The sequence below is a fragment of the Bacillus sp. ISL-55 genome, from assembly GCF_018613155.1.
Classification (GTDB): domain Bacteria; phylum Bacillota; class Bacilli; order Bacillales; family Cytobacillaceae; genus Mesobacillus.
In genome coordinates this window covers 1-18407 of sequence record NZ_JAGGQU010000049.1, presented here as the reverse complement: position 1 = coordinate 18407, position 18407 = coordinate 1, and the positions used below count along the sequence as shown (strand labels likewise).

At 38.8% G+C, this 18407-nt stretch carries 21 protein-coding genes and 1 tRNA gene; 7 read left to right on the top strand and 15 right to left on the bottom strand.

What is annotated here, in order from left to right; translation table 11 throughout:
• The first annotated feature begins 98 nt into the window (after positions 1–98).
• On the top strand, positions 99–359 hold the full coding sequence (locus tag J7E32_RS20605; protein WP_214911282.1) for a hypothetical protein: 261 nt from the start codon (positions 99–101) through the stop codon (positions 357–359).
• Here J7E32_RS20605 and J7E32_RS20600 read toward each other — a convergent pair.
• Positions 352–1461, bottom strand: a complete 1110-nt coding sequence (locus J7E32_RS20600) for a cation:proton antiporter (RefSeq protein WP_353654086.1) — start codon at positions 1459–1461, stop codon at positions 352–354. The two genes, J7E32_RS20605 and J7E32_RS20600, sit on opposite strands and share 8 nt — an antisense overlap.
• 214 nt (positions 1462–1675) lie before the next feature.
• Here J7E32_RS20600 and J7E32_RS20595 point away from each other — a divergent pair, with 214 nt between their 5' ends.
• On the top strand, positions 1676–2566 hold the full coding sequence (locus J7E32_RS20595) for a YitT family protein (protein ID WP_214911278.1): 891 nt from the start codon (positions 1676–1678) through the stop codon (positions 2564–2566).
• 92 nt (positions 2567–2658) lie between these two features.
• Here the strand turns inward: J7E32_RS20595 and J7E32_RS20590 are convergent, their stop codons facing one another.
• Both J7E32_RS20590 and J7E32_RS20585 read right to left on the bottom strand, forming a co-directional pair.
• Positions 2659–3192: a GNAT family N-acetyltransferase gene (locus J7E32_RS20590; RefSeq protein WP_214911276.1), complete on the bottom strand. Its 534-nt coding sequence runs from the start codon at positions 3190–3192 to the stop codon at positions 2659–2661.
• Positions 3193–3285: 93 nt separating this feature from the next.
• Positions 3286–3543 carry a DUF1292 domain-containing protein gene (locus tag J7E32_RS20585; protein WP_214911274.1) on the bottom strand — a complete coding sequence of 86 codons (258 nt, stop codon included), beginning with the start codon at positions 3541–3543 and terminating at the stop codon, positions 3286–3288.
• A 184-nt stretch (positions 3544–3727) separates the two neighbouring features.
• Between J7E32_RS20585 and J7E32_RS20580 the strand changes: the two genes are divergently transcribed.
• The 3 genes from J7E32_RS20580 (at position 3728) to J7E32_RS20570 (ending at position 5825) form a co-directional block, all read left to right on the top strand.
• Complete coding sequence (locus tag J7E32_RS20580) at positions 3728–4540, top strand: YitT family protein (RefSeq protein WP_214911272.1); 813 nt, start codon at positions 3728–3730, stop codon at positions 4538–4540.
• Positions 4541–4710: 170 nt separating this feature from the next.
• Positions 4711–4784 (top strand) — tRNA-Arg (locus J7E32_RS20575).
• Positions 4785–5180: 396 nt separating this feature from the next.
• Positions 5181–5825: a phosphatase PAP2 family protein gene (locus tag J7E32_RS20570; RefSeq protein WP_214911270.1), complete on the top strand. Its 645-nt coding sequence runs from the start codon at positions 5181–5183 to the stop codon at positions 5823–5825.
• 70 nt (positions 5826–5895) lie between these two features.
• Here the strand turns inward: J7E32_RS20570 and J7E32_RS20565 are convergent, their stop codons facing one another.
• The 12 genes from J7E32_RS20565 to J7E32_RS20510 all read right to left on the bottom strand — a co-directional run bounded on the left by J7E32_RS20565 (position 5896) and on the right by J7E32_RS20510 (position 16746).
• Positions 5896–6348, bottom strand: coding sequence for a YndM family protein (locus J7E32_RS20565; protein ID WP_214911268.1), 453 nt, complete (start codon positions 6346–6348; stop codon positions 5896–5898).
• Between the two features lie 32 nt (positions 6349–6380).
• Entirely contained in the window at positions 6381–7748 is a 1368-nt protein-coding gene (locus J7E32_RS20560; protein ID WP_214911266.1) for an amino acid permease, read from the bottom strand.
• A gap of 230 nt (positions 7749–7978) precedes the next feature.
• Positions 7979–8326 (bottom strand): hypothetical protein, encoded by a 348-nt coding sequence (locus J7E32_RS20555; protein ID WP_214911264.1) that lies wholly within the window; start codon positions 8324–8326, stop codon positions 7979–7981.
• A gap of 152 nt (positions 8327–8478) precedes the next feature.
• A complete protein-coding gene (locus tag J7E32_RS20550; RefSeq protein WP_214911262.1) occupies positions 8479–9309 on the bottom strand; it encodes an ABC transporter permease subunit in 831 nt (276 codons plus the stop codon).
• On the bottom strand, positions 9302–10210 hold the full coding sequence (locus J7E32_RS20545) for an ABC transporter ATP-binding protein (RefSeq protein WP_214911260.1): 909 nt from the start codon (positions 10208–10210) through the stop codon (positions 9302–9304). Before J7E32_RS20545 ends, J7E32_RS20550 begins: the two co-directional genes overlap by 8 nt.
• 189 nt (positions 10211–10399) lie before the next feature.
• Positions 10400–10573 carry a hypothetical protein gene (locus J7E32_RS20540; RefSeq protein ID WP_214911258.1) on the bottom strand — a complete coding sequence of 58 codons (174 nt, stop codon included), beginning with the start codon at positions 10571–10573 and terminating at the stop codon, positions 10400–10402.
• Between the two features lie 239 nt (positions 10574–10812).
• Positions 10813–12159, bottom strand: coding sequence for an ABC transporter permease (locus J7E32_RS20535; RefSeq protein ID WP_214911256.1), 1347 nt, complete (start codon positions 12157–12159; stop codon positions 10813–10815).
• Positions 12149–12847, bottom strand: a complete 699-nt coding sequence (locus tag J7E32_RS20530) for an ABC transporter ATP-binding protein (RefSeq protein WP_214911254.1) — start codon at positions 12845–12847, stop codon at positions 12149–12151. The genes J7E32_RS20535 and J7E32_RS20530 overlap by 11 nt, the downstream gene beginning before the upstream one ends.
• A 99-nt stretch (positions 12848–12946) precedes the next feature.
• Positions 12947–13468, bottom strand: a complete 522-nt coding sequence (locus J7E32_RS20525; RefSeq protein WP_286183645.1) for an RNA polymerase sigma factor — start codon at positions 13466–13468, stop codon at positions 12947–12949.
• A gap of 66 nt (positions 13469–13534) precedes the next feature.
• Positions 13535–15490, bottom strand: a complete 1956-nt coding sequence (locus tag J7E32_RS20520) for a DUF6449 domain-containing protein (RefSeq protein ID WP_214911252.1) — start codon at positions 15488–15490, stop codon at positions 13535–13537.
• Positions 15465–16364: an ABC transporter ATP-binding protein gene (locus J7E32_RS20515; RefSeq protein WP_214911250.1), complete on the bottom strand. Its 900-nt coding sequence runs from the start codon at positions 16362–16364 to the stop codon at positions 15465–15467. Before J7E32_RS20515 ends, J7E32_RS20520 begins: the two co-directional genes overlap by 26 nt.
• The gene (locus tag J7E32_RS20510) at positions 16348–16746 is read right to left on the bottom strand and encodes a GntR family transcriptional regulator (protein ID WP_214911249.1); all 399 of its coding nucleotides are present in this window, start codon (positions 16744–16746) and stop codon (positions 16348–16350) included. Before J7E32_RS20510 ends, J7E32_RS20515 begins: the two co-directional genes overlap by 17 nt.
• 350 nt (positions 16747–17096) lie before the next feature.
• On the opposite strand from J7E32_RS20510, the gene J7E32_RS20505 reads away from it, so the two are divergent.
• Positions 17097–18005, top strand: a complete 909-nt coding sequence (locus tag J7E32_RS20505; RefSeq protein ID WP_353654085.1) for a VanW family protein — start codon at positions 17097–17099, stop codon at positions 18003–18005.
• Positions 18006–18061: 56 nt separating this feature from the next.
• The gene (locus J7E32_RS20500; RefSeq protein WP_214911247.1) at positions 18062–18292 is read left to right on the top strand and encodes a hypothetical protein; all 231 of its coding nucleotides are present in this window, start codon (positions 18062–18064) and stop codon (positions 18290–18292) included.
• Positions 18293–18407 lie beyond the last annotated feature (115 nt).

Sequence of the window (18407 nt, the reverse complement as noted above, 5' to 3'; positions counted from 1 at the left end):
AAGCGCTGCCCGCCTATAACGCCACATCCTGTGGCTGACGGGTCTGCACGTCCTGTGCCTCAGAGGGCCGACCAGGGAAGTCGTTCTTTGACTTCATTGTGCGGACCGAAATAGAAATGTATAGCCGACTGTCCAGAAACGCAGAAACTGGAGACTTCGACAAAGAAGCGCTTTTTGCTTCTGCCGGCGGAGTTGAAGTTTCGGAGTTTCTAGGAGGCGACACTAGACAAGCGACTCGTGGGGCTAGGCGCTGGAGCTGGATTAAGAAAACTACATGCAGTTATCCACACCTAAATAATTTTATAATTTCCTTAACAATAAAAAAAGCATTAAAGGACTGCCCTTTAATGCTTAACTAGTCTTTTCTTGCACTTTTTCAACAATTAGTTTATTCAACCTCGGGGCCAATTGGAACATGATCGTCCCTATGATGGCAATTACCAGAATATAAATGCTGGCAAAAATCTTTAACTCTCCGGTTGCCAGAGCAGCTATAATTACGGAGAATTCCCCTCTTTGTGTGAGGGATAGGCCTGCCTTCAAGGAATCACTTCTTGATAGACCGTACCATTGTCCTCCAATATAACCTACAATTAATTTATGAATCAATGACCACAGCACCAGAACAATCAATAGTCCTAAATAGGGAATGTCGCTGGTCATTTCAATATGAAGACCAAAGTTCAAGAAGAAAAATGGAAGGAAGATATTTCTTACTGGCAATGCCGCCTTTTCTACCTTGTCCTTAATTGAAAGCTCTGAAAGCATCATTCCTGCAAGAAATGCCCCGATTACCTCTGACAATCCGAGCAGCATTGCGATACCTCCGTAAGTTAGCGCAATCCCCGTAATCAACACGATAAAGATATCATCCTGGTCGATCTCTTTTAACATTGATTCCGCCTTTTTAAAAACCACTCTTGCAAAGAACACAGCAATTCCTGCAAGAAGAACTATTTTCAAGAGGATCATCACAAAATCAGTTACCGTAAATCCTTCTCCAGAAAGGCCAATCAGTACGGTTACAAGAATTGGTGCAATCAGATCCTCGAAAACCAGGATAAGGAGCATGAATTCTGATTCTTTGTTTTCATCTCTGTTTTTATCTACAAGCAGTTTAGCTGTGATAGAAGAACTAGTAGCATAGACAATACCACCGACAATTAAAGATGATACCCAATCCAGTCCAAACAGCAGGCTAATCCCTGCAGTTACAACAATTCCAAGAAAAGCATCCAGCAAACCGCCCTTCCATACCTTTCCACTGTTAGTAATAAGCCGGTTGACTGGAAACTTCATACCTAATATGAAAAATAACAGGACTAAACCAATCTCTCCAGCCACTTCAATTACCTTAGATTCCTTAATAACCAAGGATAATATGAGACCAAGCAAAATATATAATAATATATCGGGTATTTTTATTAATTTGATTCCAACCATACCAATAAAAAATAGCACCAATAAAAAAACTCCAATGACTAAAGTGAAATTCAATCTGCAACAACACCTTTTTAATTTTATAAAAGTAATAACCTTCCTTTTTACTACCCAATTACTTTAAAATCAACACTGGAAAATTAAATAATTAAAGGCCTTTAAGTTAGTATGGTTTAACAATTATGATAAAATTAGTTAATAAAATTATTGGAAGATTCTTATAAGGGGGGAAGAAATGAACAGCATTCCAGAACAGGCCCTTGTCCAGCAGCATAAGGGCATCACAAAAACCAAACTCGCAAAGAGAATTTTTTTCATCATATTAGGCGGTATCTTGATGGGCGTGGGAATTGAGGAATTCCTGGTCCCGAACAAAATTCTTGATGGCGGTATCGTTGGTATCTCAATCATCCTCTCACATTTAACAGGCTGGCGCCTCGGCCTCTTTATCTTTGTTCTGAACATTCCATTCTTTTTCATTGGCTATAAACAAATTGGAAAAACCTTCGCACTATCCACCTTATTGGGAATCACTGTGTTATCTTTAACGACTAGCTTCCTTCATGATTGGCCTGTATTTACAGAAGATTTACTTCTCGCAACGGTATTCGGCGGTATAGTTTTAGGAGCTGGTGTCGGAATAGTGATAAGGTATGGAGGTTCACTAGACGGAACGGAAATACTTGCAATCCTGGCAAATAGGAGACTGCCCTTCTCTGTAGGGGAAGTCATTATGTTTTTCAATATTTTCATTTTTGGCACAGCAGGATTTATTTTTGGATGGGACCGTGCGATGTATTCACTCCTTGCCTACTTCATCGCATTCAAAACTATTGATATAGTCATTGCCGGTCTTGATGAATCGAAGGCAGCGTGGATTATAAGTGATCAGCACAAGCAAATAGGCGAAGCCATCATGGCTCGTCTTGGCCGTGGCGTCACATATTTAACCGGAGAGGGCGCATATACGGGCGATGACAAAAAGGTCATTTTTTGCGTCATTACCCGTCTTGAGGAAGCCAAATTGAAATCTATTGTTGAGGAATTGGATGAGTCAGCCTTCCTTGCTGTCGGAAATATTGCCGAAGTTCGTGGTGGCAGATTCAAAAAGCGTAATATCCACTAGTATGAAACGAACACAAAAAAGCTCAGAAATCTGAGCTTTTTGTGTTCATTCAGGTGAATTACTTCAGTAACTCGTACTAAACCCGTTTTGTTTCAGTTAGGCGCTAATAGAGAGTATACATTGGTATCATAGGATACCCCAGCTTGTACCATATAACTTCTCAGCATTCCCTCTTTTTTAAATCCTAGTTTGAGGAGCAGTTCATTGGAAGTTGTATTTTCAAGAAAAACAATTGCACCGATCCGCTTTAACTTCATCTCATTTAATCCATACTCAACAGCTTTGCCGATCGCTTCTGTTGCTAAGCCTTTCCCCCAATAAGTTGGGTGTAGCTCATAGCCTATTTCTGCTCTCCTATGTTTTGATGACAAGGCATGAAAACCAACAGTGCCGATGAGACTTTTTTGGCTCTTTAATTGGATGCCCCATCGTATCCCTTTATTTTCATAAAAGCCGACTTGGAAAGAATGAATGAGGCCTCGTGCTTCTTCAATGTTTTCGAGCGGTTCTGAACCATAATGTTTCATAACTTTTGCGTTGGAAAAATTGAAAAATAAATCTTCAGCATCCTCCTCAGTAATTTCCCTCAGAGTGAGCCGGTCTGTTTCTAAAATAGGAAATACCATATGTCCCCCAAAATTAATAATATGATCTTATTAATTTCTATACAATCCATGAAAATTCCTTTAAAGAAAGCCGTCCAGTTTGGACGGCTTTACTCAGTCTTCTGCAGGAGCGGCATCAACAGCAATTTGATAAGCATCAAGCAAATCTGACTTTTCCAGGTCACTCTCAAGGCCTACAAGGAATTGATTGCCGCCATCCTCTTCTACTCTCATTAATACTGTTCCCTCTTCATCCCTAAGCATCGCAAAGGATTCGCCATTCATTTCAAATAATGCTTCTACCTCGAATTGCCTCTCCCTGCCACTATCGTCAGTAACAGTTACCAGATCTCGGATTGAATCGTTTTTCAAGTCTGCTCACCTCCAACAAATGATCCCTTTATCTTTCCCTTCCTCAAACTTAATATGACTTCACAGTTTAAGGGCATTATCAAATCGAAATTCTTAATGAATTTCAAATAAACTTTTAAATTCATTTCTTTATTTTCATCTATATAATATTTTTTACACACTGTTATTTTTGGAGGCGGCGTTCTTGAAGTCAGCAGGAATTATCATTGGCTCAATCATTGTTTCATTTGCGTTTAATCTTTTTCTAATCCCCCACGGAATCATGAGCAGCGGGATCAGCGGTCTTTCCATCATATTGTCAATGCTAACATCGATTAATACTGGTATTTTCAATTTCCTTTTGAACTTCCCCCTTTTAGTCTTAGGGTATTTGAAACTGGGACGAAAATTTATTTTATATACCATACTTTCCGTCATTACAATTTCTATCACTCTTTATGCTATTCCAGTGTTTAAACTTGCAGAAGATCCCATACTTTCCTCTATATTTGGCGGGGCGATTGTTGGATTAGGTATAGGGATTATATTCCGTTCCTCTGGTTCATCAGGGGGCTTCGATATAATCGGTATGCTTTTGGCAAGACGCAAAGACTTTCCTATGGGAACACTTTTATTTGCCATGAATTCAGTCGTTATTTTGTTATCAGGCTTTTTGTTTAGCTGGGATGCTGCGTTGAATACACTTGTTTCCATATTTGTTTTGGGAAAAGTGATCGATAAAATTCATACACATCATGTTAAGCTAACGTTGATGATCATTACCAGAAAAGGTGAAGAAGTAAAGCAGCATCTATTAAAAAATGTATATCGCGGGGTAACAGTTATAGACTCTGTCGGCGGTTACTCAAACGCGAAAAGTAATGTCATCATCACGGTCATTTCCAGATATGAGCTCACCGAAGTTAAAACACTTATAGAGGAAATTGATCCCGAGGCATTTGTGAATATAACCGAAACCCTTGAGGTGATGGGCCTTTTTCATCGGAAACAGCATTAAGTGACATTCAAGAAGCTGTTAATACAGCTTCTTGAGGCATTCTAAATTTAAAAGGAAAATTTATCTTGAATTTCTCATGGATTCATCGTATAATAATTGAGTCGCTGCAATAATCAACTATATCATTTCTCTTTTCTAATGAAGGGATAAAAACTATTAATTCTAATCATGTCCCAGTAGCTCAGCAGGATAGAGCAACAGTTTCCTAAACTGTAGGTCGGGAGTTCGAATCTCTTCTGGGACGCTTAAAAACCTTGTTTTCTAAATCAAGGTTTTTTTATTTTTTCTAAAGTTTTTATGCCTTCCTGCTCCGCTAATGATTGCTGAAAAAACCACGCAACCCCCTTAAAAGATTTCACTGTTAGAAGATGTCACCTATCCCCCTTTTTGGATTAACATCACTAGACTCCCAACAGGTCTCGGACAGAATTCCGTCCATTTTTTATATCTAAAACATTTATTTTGAGAACAGAATTTCAAGAAACTGTTAGTAAAATGGAACTAAAGTATTTTTAAATACGTCTATTATTAGAGAAGTGAGATTTTATTCTATTAATATACCAATTATTTATTTTTGGATTAAATAAGCTTTTTTGTGGTATTTATACACAACAAGCAATTTAGCAAAAGGGGCATTAACATGAAAACCAAAATAAAAGAGTTACCTTATTTATTATTTTTGCTGGTAATGCCAGTACTAGGTTTAATTTATAAGATCTTGAATAACAACCCACGAGAGGCTGTCATCCTTTCTACCAATATTGACGATAAAATCCCTTTCCTGCCAGTCTTCATTTTACCGTATATCATTTGGTACGCCTTCATATTAGGTTATCTAGTTTATTTTTGGTATAAAGATACTCGAGTTTATATAAAAACATTGACAATGATTGTCTTTGGTGAATTAGTATGTTTCGTTATTTACTTCTTCTTCCAGACAACCGTTCCACGCCCAAACCTTGTTGGTGATGGAATCCTTATTGACCTTGTCGGCATGATTTACAGCCATGATCAACCATATAACGCTTTTCCCAGCATTCATGTATTAACTACCTTTGCCATCATTCTTGGGAATATCAACATTCGCAATAAGCATTTCTTCCATTCGGTCTTCGTACCGGTGATGGGCTCATTAATTATCATCTCTACGCTGTTTGTTAAACAGCATTATATACTTGATATGTTCGCATCAATGTTTTTAACTTCGTTTATATATGGAATAGTCTTCGAACTATTTGAAATTAATGTTACCGAGAAGTCCAAAACGGCATATGTAAAAGAGTGAAAAAAAACGCTTCATAGAAAAGAGCTGCGACAACTGCAGCTCTTTTTTAGTACCTTTAAGTTTTGAATTGTTATTTTTCAGATTCCTCTTCACTTCTAACATCAGGTTTGACTGGATAAAATTCTTCAGATGCTTCTGTTTGGTACTGGTAATTCGTATTTCGATATTGTTTCTCCCCATCTTCAAGAATACTTCCTGCCACATATTTATGGAAAAAGTATTCAAACAGAGCGACACCGGCGGCTGATATCAAAGATGCAAGCAGTAAGCTCTCTCCATAAGTTAAACTTTCTCCCAAGATCCAAATGATCATAAATGCAAGTCCAAAGTCGGCTAATGTTGCGATAGTATTATTTGTTTTAGGCAGTAGGAACAGGTCCCCAATTACATAAGAAGCTAGCCCAAGAACCAGGGAAATCAAGAAGACATTTGTAAAAGACATATCGTACATCAAGCCAAGAATGACATAGAGTAGTACCAAGCTGGCAAGGAACTTTACGGCTAATGCTCTAAGATGTTTCATGTCGGTTTCCTCCATTAACTTAGTGTTTTGCGTTATTTTGCTCCACTAGCTTTATTCCATACCTTTTTCTGTAACACTATCGATATCATCCCAATAAGCAAGACAACGATTATGCTAATGAAGAAACCCATACGTATGCTCTTTTCCATTATCGTCCCGCTAACTGCAGCAAGAATAAGGGCGATTCCGATAAAAGAAATGAACTTCCCCCATGCTTTTAATTCAAGCAATTTTAAAGCAGAGATTATAATGAAGGCCCAATTGAATAAAATCAGGATGCCTGCGGCTGTAGTGATATATTCATAAATTTTACCCGGAAGCAGCAAGGCCGTTATGATTGATGCAATTAGCCCAGCCACTGCAAGTCCAAGCGATGGGAGGGGCAATTCTTTCATTTTTTTGATTTTCTTGGCGAAGACCTTCGGAGCATCCCCGTCATTAGCAAGTGTAACGAGAAGGGTTGTCACCCCAAACAGCGATGCAGTCATGGTTGAAAATCCAGCAACGATGATCGCCGCGTTGAACACATGAGGAAAAAATGCCAGATTATATGGATCCAGGGCAGTGACAAATGGACTTTCTTTATGGTGAAAGGCACCATGAGCTGCCATAATGACCGCAAGACCTAAAGCAAGAACGTAAATGATTACTAATAAAATCAGCATGATGACTCCAGCTTTTGGAGCATCTTCTTTATTTTTTAGCCTTGTTGCCATCAGGCCGATTACTTCTATTCCTCCATACGCGTAAAAAGCGTAAATCAACGATGACCAAAATCCTTTTAAGCCCTCAGGAAACAGTTTTTGTGGAGATTTTGGCACCATTACTTGCTTCGTATCAAGATTAAACAAGCCAAATATAGCGGCAGCAGCTATTAGAATGAACATAATAATGGCTGCAGTTTTTATAATGGCTAATAAATCTTCCACCTTGTCAAATCCTTTATTCCCAGTAAGGACAACACCGATCGAGAGGATAGCATAACCAGTAGCGAAAAGCCACAAAGGTATGTTGGGAAACCAGAATTGTGACAAAATTGAAAGAGCAGTAAGCTGGCTTCCCATAATCAGGATATTGGAGCTCCAATAATTCCAGCCACAACTGAATCCGGCCCACTGTCCATAAGCTTTCTTTGCATAATAGCAAAACGAGCCATCCTGGGGATCTTCTGCTGTCATTTTTGCCAATAAATTATAAACCACGTATGTTCCGATTGCGGCAAGGATGAAAGAAAAAACGATAGATGGTCCGGTAATTTTAATACCAATTGCAGAACCGAGGAAAAAACCGGTACCAATCGTACATCCAACACCAATCAGTGACAGTTGCCACCATTTCAAATCTCCTTCATTGGAGCTATTTCCACATCCCGACTTTGATGATGGCAGAAAGAAATCCATTGTATTACCCCCTTCCTCAACAAGTATTATCATTCGAGAATCAACTGCATTTTATGTATGAAGCAGCATGCAGAACAAAAAGCGCAAGCGCCTCGTTCAGCCCCGACAAGCGCTGGAGGGCCGCCCAATGAAGTCGTTCTNNACCACAGGCAGTTATCCACACCTAAATAATTCTATATTTTCCTTAACAATGAAAAAAGTCGAATCCCGGGGAATCGACTTTTCGCATTTTATTTCTTGCTCTTTTCTGATTCAGAGTCATTACTTAGTCCGGTCATCGTCCGATACATCTGGGTGTACATACTTCCTTGCACGATATTTTCCAGGAAAAATTCACCTATGAGCTTTTTATATTCCTCGTCCTCAAACATCTTTTTATTTTGAAGCTCCATTTCTGCCAGTCCTTCATATGTGGAAATCAGCGCATAAGTATGGTCTTCACCAGAAATCGGCGATAAGAGCTCCACCTTGTGGTCATATTGTTCGTTACGGAAATTTTGGATTAAGCGCAAGTTTTTAATGCCATCCGGAAATTTATCTTGTTTCATTTCAAAAGTTTGCATAACAATAACTGACATATCTTATCCCCCTGTGATGTAATCGATAAGATTAGATTTTTCCTAAGATAGACAATCTATACATTTTGAAATCTTGGCTATCAGTTATCAAATTACCTCACCAATTTACAGGCCAACTTTATCCAATTGGGATGGTGCTGTTGTAATGTATGTTATATTTGCTTTTCAAATAAAGTATTACGATCATTAAATTTAGTCATCATTTTTAAAAGGATAAAATTTAACATTAAAAAGATTACACCAATTAAAGCAAGTAAAATGGGCTTGATTATTAGAAAGCCCGTTGCCTGGCCAACGAAGAGTCCCATGATAGGAAGGATCAAAATAGCGCCAAGCTGCTGTGCCTCCTGAAAACCTTTTGCCCTCGCGGAAACGAACACATTCACCAGGATTGTGAGGATTGTAATCATTGGGACTACCCAGAGCATCAGGATTAACCAGTTTGCATTTGGAAAAATGAAATAACCAAACATATTATAAGTTAAGCTTACAGTGATGACTCCAAACAGGAAGAAACTCACCCAAGTGATAATGATAGATGGAATAAAAGCTGAAAGTACTTTGCCAATGAATAATTCCTTCACAGTAATAGGAGAAAACAACAGTGTTTCCATGGTACGTTTTTCTTTTTCTCCAACAAAGCTATGAAGGGCAATCATCATTGCATTAATGGTCGGAATAAGCAAAAAGATCGAACCCAGCAAATAATTCACAACGACGAAAATAATTTGATGTTTCAAACTTGGGAGACTCCCTATCATTTCCCCGCTCTTTGTTCCTTTTAGGCCCTTTAGTACATTGTCCACTAGATCAATCAACTCTGGTGATGAAATTGGAACATTCTTAACCAAAAGAATAAAAGCCAGCGGAAATATCACCGAAAAAATCAGCGGCAATAAGATTAACCCCAGCCATACTTGGACCGAGCTGGTTATTCCCCTGATATCTTTAGCAGCTATTAGCCATATTAACTTTTTATTCATTGACCCCACTCCTAATCTTAAAATATAAGGATTCCAAATCGTTATTTTCAATTTCTACATGGTGAACCCAAAATTCACTGATGATTGATTGCAGCAATGGGGTTATATGTTCACTTGAAGGCAATGAAAACTGCAAAGTATTTTTATCTATTATTGAAACTGGATAACCTCTCCATTGAGGTTCAGTTGGCAATAAATTAGTTATAACTTTCAATTTAATTTGACTGACATACTTTTTTTGCAGTTCATTTATAGTGCCGTAATCAGTTATTTTTCCGTCATTCAGAAAAAAGTACTCTTTGCATACATGCTCCAGTTGGTGCAAAATATGTGAACAAAGAAATATGGTCGTTCCTTCCCGCTCGTTTAAATTCTTAAGGAATTTGAGCACCAATTTTATTCCTTCTGGGTCGAGCCCATTCGTAGGTTCATCAAGGAAAAGGAGTCTGGGTTTATGGAGGATTGCCTTGATGATTCCCAACCTGCGTTTCATCCCTGTACTATATGCCCCTACTTTTTTATCCATATGCTCAGCAAGTTCAAATTCCTCTAGGTAAAGGTGGATTTGCTTTAAATCAAAGCTTCCATATAGCTTGGAAAAAAAGATTAGATTATCTAACCCCGACATTTCATGATACAGACCGGCATTTTCAGTTAGGATTCCAGTTGCTTTCCTGACTGTATCCCCTTCGATGTGCGGATTCATGCCGAGAATTGACAGTTTTCCGTCTGTTTGGTTGATGACACCGTTCATAAGGCGGATCATTGTTGTTTTCCCGGAACCATTTGGGCCAAGAAGCCCTACAATGTCGCCTTCTTTTACACTCATAGATACGTTGCTAAGTACCACCTGTTCACCGAAGTGCTTTGAAACTCCATCCAGCTCTATTACATTACGCACCGTTCTGCTACCCCCTGTGTGCTTCCCTTTCTACATAAGACGGCCAACTTATGAAAACGTTCAATCAGATTTGAGTTTATTTGTTGGAATGATAAAAGATATCTAGACTTAGTCCTCGTCCACTAGTCTAACAAGCCATTTAAAGATCATAAAAATGGACCAGTATTCGCAACTGGTCCTTCATCTTTTTTATCCAATTAGCTCTATTGATGACTCAGTTTTGCTGAATGTTGATTTTTCAGACGTGAGCAGGATGTATTGGTAACCTGATTTTACATAATCTTGATTTTCAGGGCGCCAATAGGCTTCATTGGTGACCTGTTTTTCCTCAAACTTGATTTTCAGGGCTCCAATAGGCTTCATTGATGACCTGTTTTTCCTCAAACTTAATTTTCAGGGCGCCAATAGGCTTCATTGGTGACCTGTTTTTCCTCAAACTTGATTTTCAGGGCGCCAATAGGCTTCATTGGTGACTTGTTTTTCCTCAAACTTAATTTTCAGGGCTCCAATCAGCTTCATTGATGACCTGTTTTTCCACAAACTTGATATTCAGGGCTCCAACAGATTTTTGGTGACTCAATTTACCATGATCATTACGCTTCTTATACTTCCCTTCTCATTGCCTGGAGTACATCTACTTTAGTGGCTCGCTGTGCAGGTCGCAGTCCGGACAGAATTGTGACCAGGTAGCAAATAATAAAACTGATTATTGGCAAGGTATATGGAATATGGCTGAAAATCAGGCCCTCTGGCGGTTCTTCACCGAACGCCTGCTTGATGATCAGCGGCAGTCCGAAATTCACAATGAAACTGATGACATATGCAACCAGTGTTCCTATTGTGGCACCGATCAGCCCGATATAGCTGCTTTCAAGGAGGAATATTTTCTTGATTGTCTTTGGATTAGCCCCAATTGCTTTCATAATACCGATATCAGGTGCCCTCTCTGTAACAGCCATAGTCATTGTGTTATAAATTCCTATCGAAGCAATAATGATTGCAATTGTACCTATAAAAATTAATCCTGCTTTAACAATTGTGAACATGACGTTTACATCCTTGAGCTCATTTATAACTGAATAGGATGGGTAACCATTTTCCTCTAATTCAGCGGTGATGTTTTTTACTGATTCCATATCTTTGGCATAAATCTTCACTTCATCATATTGGTCTAAAGGTATATCTGGCAATTCCATGTCGGGATTGTTTGGATCCTTCATCATTCCCCGTGGAGTCCCCGTAAATTCTTCAACCTGCTTAAGTACTCCCTCAGAAACAAAAACAATACTATCGTAGACCCAGTCCTTTGTTGGTTTTTTTCGGATTCCTGCCACTTTCACTTTCAGCGGTTCTTTTATCTCTTTGCCGCCTTCAAACTTAATGACATTCATCGTAATTTCCTTGCCAAGCAAAGCTTCTTTGAAGCGAAATTCTTCTTTTATTTGTCCCTTCTCATCATAGAGTTCTTCAGACATTTCTTTGTTCGGCCGAAGGTTTTCTACAAAATGATAGCCAACGACCACTTCATTTTCTGCTTTTGGCAGCCGGCCTTCCGAAAGTTCGAGCCCTGCATTAGTTTCCGAAGGCATATGGGCAACTATCGCCTGGGCATCTGTCATGTGGTTGTCCACCTCGAACAAATAATTCTGGAGGCTCTTCCGTCTTGTTACAGCCTTAACATCGTCAATATCTTCAAGATAGGCAATATCCTCATCTGTCAGCTGCCTGAAACCATTATTCGGCTCCTCTTTTCCAGGGACCTCAATTTCTGTCACGATCCTTCTTTCCAGCGTTTCTTTTACAATCGATTTATGGAGACCGAATCCTACCGAAGCAAGCACGATCAGGAATGCCACGCTCATAGCCGTGGCCAGGATGGTCATGAACAACCTAGTCCGGTTTTTTTTCATATTTTGCCTGACGAATTGAAATTGATCTTTAAGCCTCATTTGCTAATACCTCCTCAACAACTTTGCCATCCCTTAATTCAATTGTACGATGTCCGATTTGAGCAACCTTGTCATCATGGGTAATGATTAGAAAAGTAATGCCAAGCTCTCTGTTCAATTTAATGATGAATTTGAGTAAATCATCTTCGGTTTCTGAGTCTAGACTGCCTGTGGGTTCATCAGCAAGAATGATTGGCGGATTTACAATAAGTGCACGGGCGATGCTAACCCTTTGCTGCTGACCCCCTGAAAGTTCCCCAGGATAATGGTCCTGATAGTCTGATAATCCGACCATATCAAGGATTTTATTTGTTCGTATTTTCCTTTCTTCCTCTTTGACCCCTTTTAAGATTAGCGGGAGTTCTACATTTTGATAGGCTGTCATGCTAGGGATCAATTGAAAGCTTTGAAAAATGAATCCCAGATACTGAATCCGGAAGTCGGCAAACTTTGTTTCGTTTAAAGTAGATGTTTTGATTCCATTGATTGTGATCTCCCCTTCTTTCGGCCTTATAAATCCGCTGACAAGGTTAAGAAGTGTGGATTTTCCTGAACCGCTTCTTCCTACAATAGTTACAATTTCTCCTTTGTTCACTTTAAAAGAAACATCCTTCAAGACAGGAATGATTGTTTTTTTACCTTTTTTGCCGATCTCAAATTCGTGGCTCAAATTGTTGATTGATATCATTGACGCACCTCTTCTGCTAAATATTTGAATAAATTATATTTTTTACCATTACTTAAGCCCAAAAAAATAGGCGATTGGCTAATCGCCCAAGTAGAACTATTAGGCTGGGTACTTCTCTGACATAACTTTTTTCAATTGTTTCCGTGCTCTGTGAAGACGTGTCTTGACTGTGCCTGATTTTATATTCAATTTGCAGGCGATCTCATCTTCTTTTAACCCGTATTGGAACCTCAATACTAATACTTGCTGGTACTCATTGGTCAGTAAATACAGCATATGTTGAATTTCTTCTTTGAATAGGATGATTTCAACTTCTTTTTCAAGTGATTGATTGTTATCATAATCACTGAAAATTTGTTCCATGATGCTCTGGTCAGATGGAAGCCATTTTCTTCTTTTCTCTGCCCGCAAATAATCAATTGCTGTCCTTGCTGCGATTGCTGTTAACCATGAACCGATTTTATGCGTATCTATGATGGTATCTGCCTTTTTATATGCCTTTATGAAAGTCTCTTGCACTACATCCTCTGCCAGATGTCTGTCTTTAGTAATGCTGAAAGCTATTTGACAAAGCTTTTTACCATGGATCCTATAAAGCTCATCAAAATCAATCTTAGCCATGTCCATCCCCCTTGCCCTTTAATTAACCTTTGCAAGCTTTGCTGCTTACAATTTTGTCTAGTGGTTTTATTTAAAATGCTCCTTGATAAAGGCTGGTACATCTTTATCGATAAATGTACGAATCTCTTTGTGATTCCCTGCTTTGTATACGAAAACAGCAGTATACGGAGCTTCATTAAACCAGCCATAACCTGCGTACTCTATCGATGAGAGCAATTGGTCATGTTCACTCAGTTTAAGGGCGTTTTTATCGTTCATAATACGATTAATTATTTCTTCTTCAGGATATCCCTTGAATTGTTCCTGTTCTATTGAATCATTTGTTACAACAATATAGTCTATATCATCTGGTGTCACAATTGCTTCTTTCATCATGTCGTTTTCCTTCAGCCATGCGATGAAGCTTTTATATGAATGCTTTAGTTCAATTTGGTCATAATCGTTTATGCCTGACATAATTTCAATCGATGACCTGTTGCCTTTTGGATAATAATCAATGGAAAAAGGTTCTTGCTCAATTTCCTTTTTCAGGATTGAAATAGCCTGATTAATTTTTTCCTTATCGGTAATTGTCAACGGACTATCAGCTATATGTTTGTTTATTCTAATGGAGGTAATTTCATCTGTATCCATTTTAAAAATAGGCTGGTGTGCATGCTTGTACTCCACTGATTCATATATCTCTCTCATTTGAGGCTCGTAATCAAATCGGTCGATGGTGTACTGGCGCACCAGTTTATTTCCATTTTTCAATTCATAAATAAAGAGAGCAAATTCCTGTGATTCCATTCCTTGTTCATTCATTTTTTCATTATTTATGATATTCTTATGGAATTTTCGGACTGCTTCAATATTTTCTGGCTGGAATAGTGGCTTCGGAGCTAGTCGATCATCCGCGTCCATATAAACGTGATTCGCGTAGGTGACACTTTTAATCTCATCCAGAGCAGGCACCTTTTTTTCGTATGGAGCGAAAGCTTGAGTTATGAGGATCAAGACCGCCATCGCAACCGCAAAGTATCCAAGGCCTTTTACTTTTCCAAAAACCCTCCACGTTTTCTGAAGGACCATTTCGGCAGCGAAGTATCCGATTATCCCCCCAGCTGTATATCCAAATATCAGCCAGGCAAATTTATTCTGCATGGCATCGAAATACATGCCACCGAGAAGCATCATGCAGAAAGCTGCTCCGTATTTAAAAACAATTTTTAGGCCATTAAAAGCAATTGCCTCCGATGCTGCTTCAATATTCCTTTTTTTATAGATAAATAGGGACAGGACATATGTGACCAACACAAAGACTGAATATAAGAGAACTGCCTTCACAGATATTGACTGGCCCTCTAATATAGTCAAATGTGAAATAGGTGAAAGATATTCTATATTCCTGATCTGAAAATAATCACTAGGAAACCCGTACAACATAAGTCCAAGATTATAGATGATCAGCAAAGTGAATCCAGCAGGGAACAATAGCATAATGTAAGTCAAGACGCCCTGGACCACCGAAATTCCTGTGACCATTGCTATAAATACCCCAGAAAGGTAAAATACCGCATTAAATAAAATGATGATCCCAGCCCATCTGAAAATGTCCTGCAGCTGGAAATATAGATTCAAGTCATACACACTGTGAATAATGGCAGTGAACAGCGCAATCAAGATAACTGGAATAATCAGAAACACAAAGCCTGTCAGAGTATAAAAGTTGAAAATATCCTGCCGTTTCAATGGCAGACTATGGATTAAATCTGCTGCCTGCTTCACATGCAGGAAACGATACAGAAAGATTGCCATAACAACTGGTACTGTAATAAACATGGTGAACTGTATCGCAAAATTGAAATCGAACAATCTTTCCACCGGCATGAAATCACGGTAGTTCTCACCGGAATACAGCATCATAATCCTTAATGGAATCGCGAAAAATAAAGCCAGGAAGTAAATGACGGATATCCAGCCGACGTTTCTTCCAACCTGGAGGACCATTTCTTTGTTAAACAATGATATTTTTGATTGCATAGCCGATATCCCCCATTTCATATATAAAAATCTCCTCTAATGTCAATGGGAGGATATCAAAAATAACAGGTTCAGTCTGATTGATAACCTTCTCGATCTCATCCACTTTCCCCCTGATAATACATACCATGACACTTCCCCTTCTTTCACAGTGGAGCATTGTCAGTTGTTTTTCCAGGTGCTTCGGTGTTTCTCCCTTATAAGCCACCTGAACCTTATGGATATCAGATTTTAGGTCATCAAGGTCTTTTTCCAAAAGGAGTGACCCATGATGCAATATTCCAATATGGTCGCAAATATCTTCAATTTCGCGCAAGTTATGCGAAGATATCAAAATCGTCATTTCCCTGTCTGCGACATCCTGTATCAATAGGTTTTTAACCTTTTTCCTTGCTACCGGATCCAATCCATCCATGGGCTCATCAAGAATCAATATTTCAGGCATCGTCGATAAGGCGAGCCAAAAAGCAGCTTGTCTTTGAATTCCCTTTGAAAAGGTATGTAATTTTTTGTTCATGCTGAAGTCGAATACCTCGGCTAATTTCATAAATCTTGCTTCATTCCATGAAGGGTAAATGCTTTTATAGAAATTAGCCATCTGTTTGACTGTATACTGAGGAAAGAAATATGGCTGGTCGGATATATAAAAAATCTTCTCTTTTAAGGCTTGGTTTTCAAAGACCGCCGAACCTTCTAAAAGCACCTTCCCAGAATCCTGTTTATATATTCCAGCAAGCAATTTAATGATGGTTGTTTTACCTGCACCATTCGATCCAATCAAGCCGTATATTGAGCCTTTATTTATAGTCATATTGACGTTTTTTACAGCCTCGTGTTTCTCAAATGTTTTATCGATTTCAATCATTTGAATCATCTTGCCCGCTTCCCCCTTTTAAGCCATCAATGTTTCCAATCATCTCACGCAACTCTTCCGCAGTAATGCCCAGGTACAACGCTTCCTGTAAAAGTTTTTCCAGATCCTGCTTCACCTGCAGGATTTTATCTGCATCCTTGCCAGGTTCCATCGCATTGACAAAACTTCCCTTGCCTTTTACTGAATAAATGAATCCCTGAGCCTCAAGCTCTCTATATGCCTTTTGGATTGTATTTGGGTTTATTGTCAATTGCTGTGCCATCTGACGCACAGAAGGCAATTGTTCATCAGGTTTGAGCACTTCATTAATGATTAGCTCTTTCATCTTATCTACCAGCTGCTCGTATATCGGTTTCCGGCTCCTCAGATCAAGCTCAAACATAATGACCCCCTATCTGTACTAAGTGTACTATTATTATTAATACAGTTAAATTATATGCCAACCACTTCCAAAAAGATAGGTGATATTTTCTTAATAATTTCTTAAGAAAAATTAAGAAATCAATGTTTAACTATCGTCGGTGATTTAAACACGTAACGGTCAAATTATCTATTTAGTGTAATTTTACACAAATAATAAATATTATCACAAGACTTTAAAAGAAAAAATAATTCGACAAAAAAATACCCTAGCTTAAACTAGAGTGCTAAAAACCTTCCAATAAACACCACTAAATCCAAAATACATTAAACTCCACCTGGTTAACCATAATAAAACGGGAGGTGAAGAAAGTGAAATGGTTATTGACAATTGGACTTATTTTTTCTAGCAGTACAGCAGATAATCATGATGAAATAGATTTAGTTTGGGAAGGTGAATCTATTGTAGAAGTTCAGCGGTCAGACTTTTCTATTCCATGGTTTGGATACCCAATTCTTAACCATACTATGCTGGAAACATTAAATAAACAGATGTCTCTTCAGATTAAGAAGGAACCAACAAATGCAGGTTTGGATGATTACGGAAACATCATACCAGAAGATGTGGGATATATTCTTGATGAGAAAAAGTTCAAGGAAAAATTCACAGAAAGTTTTTTTGAAAAACACCATTCACGATTACAAGTTCCTGCCTTACCTGTATATCCGAAGGTAGACAGCGAAATCATCGCCAATATACGAACAAATCTAATTGGCCATTACATAACATATTTCAATAGCAGGAACAAGGAACGAACCCATAATATTAACCTTGCCGCGGAAGCAATCAATAATCATGTTGTTTTTCCCGGGGAAACTTTCTCCTTCAATAAAATTGTCGGCAAACGTACCGCCTCACGCGGTTATCAGCCTGCACCCATAATTGTTAGAGGTGAATTATCAGAGGGAATTGGCGGAGGTATATGCCAGGTATCATCAACACTTTTTAATGCTGCTGATCGCTCTGGCCTGAAGATACTCGAGCGTTATTCTCACAGCAAGCAGGTTCCCTACGTTCCACCTGGCAGGGATGCAACTGTCAGTTGGTATGGGCCTGATTTTACATTTAAGAACAAATATAACCAGCCCATTCTGATCCGCGCTAAAACTTATCCTGGTAAAATGATTGTCATGATATATTCCTCTGAGGAAATCAATATAGAAAAGCGGAAAGTTCCAAGTACAGACAGCAGTGTTGAAATACCGGAAGAAGCCATATGAAGAACAAAAAGCGCAAGCGCCTTGTTCAGCCCCGACAAGCGCTGGAGAGCCGCCCAATGAAGTCGTTCTTTGACTTCAATGGGCGGATCGAAATAGAAATGTATAGCCGACTGTTCAGAAACGCAGAAACTGGAGACTCCGACAAAGAAGCGCTTTTTGCTTCTGCCGGCGGAGTTGAAGTTTCGGAGTTTCTAGGAGGCGACACTAGACAAGCGACTCGAGGGGCTAGGCGCTGGAGCTGGATTAAGAAAACCCGTATAGTTATCCACATTGAAATTATTTTATAATTACCTAGTAAAAGAAAAAAGCCAGGTTTCCCTGACTCGTTTTTTCGCATGATTTGATCCTTGAAGAATTAAGACTGTTACTCATTTATCTTAGGGTCAAGTGCATCCCTGAGTC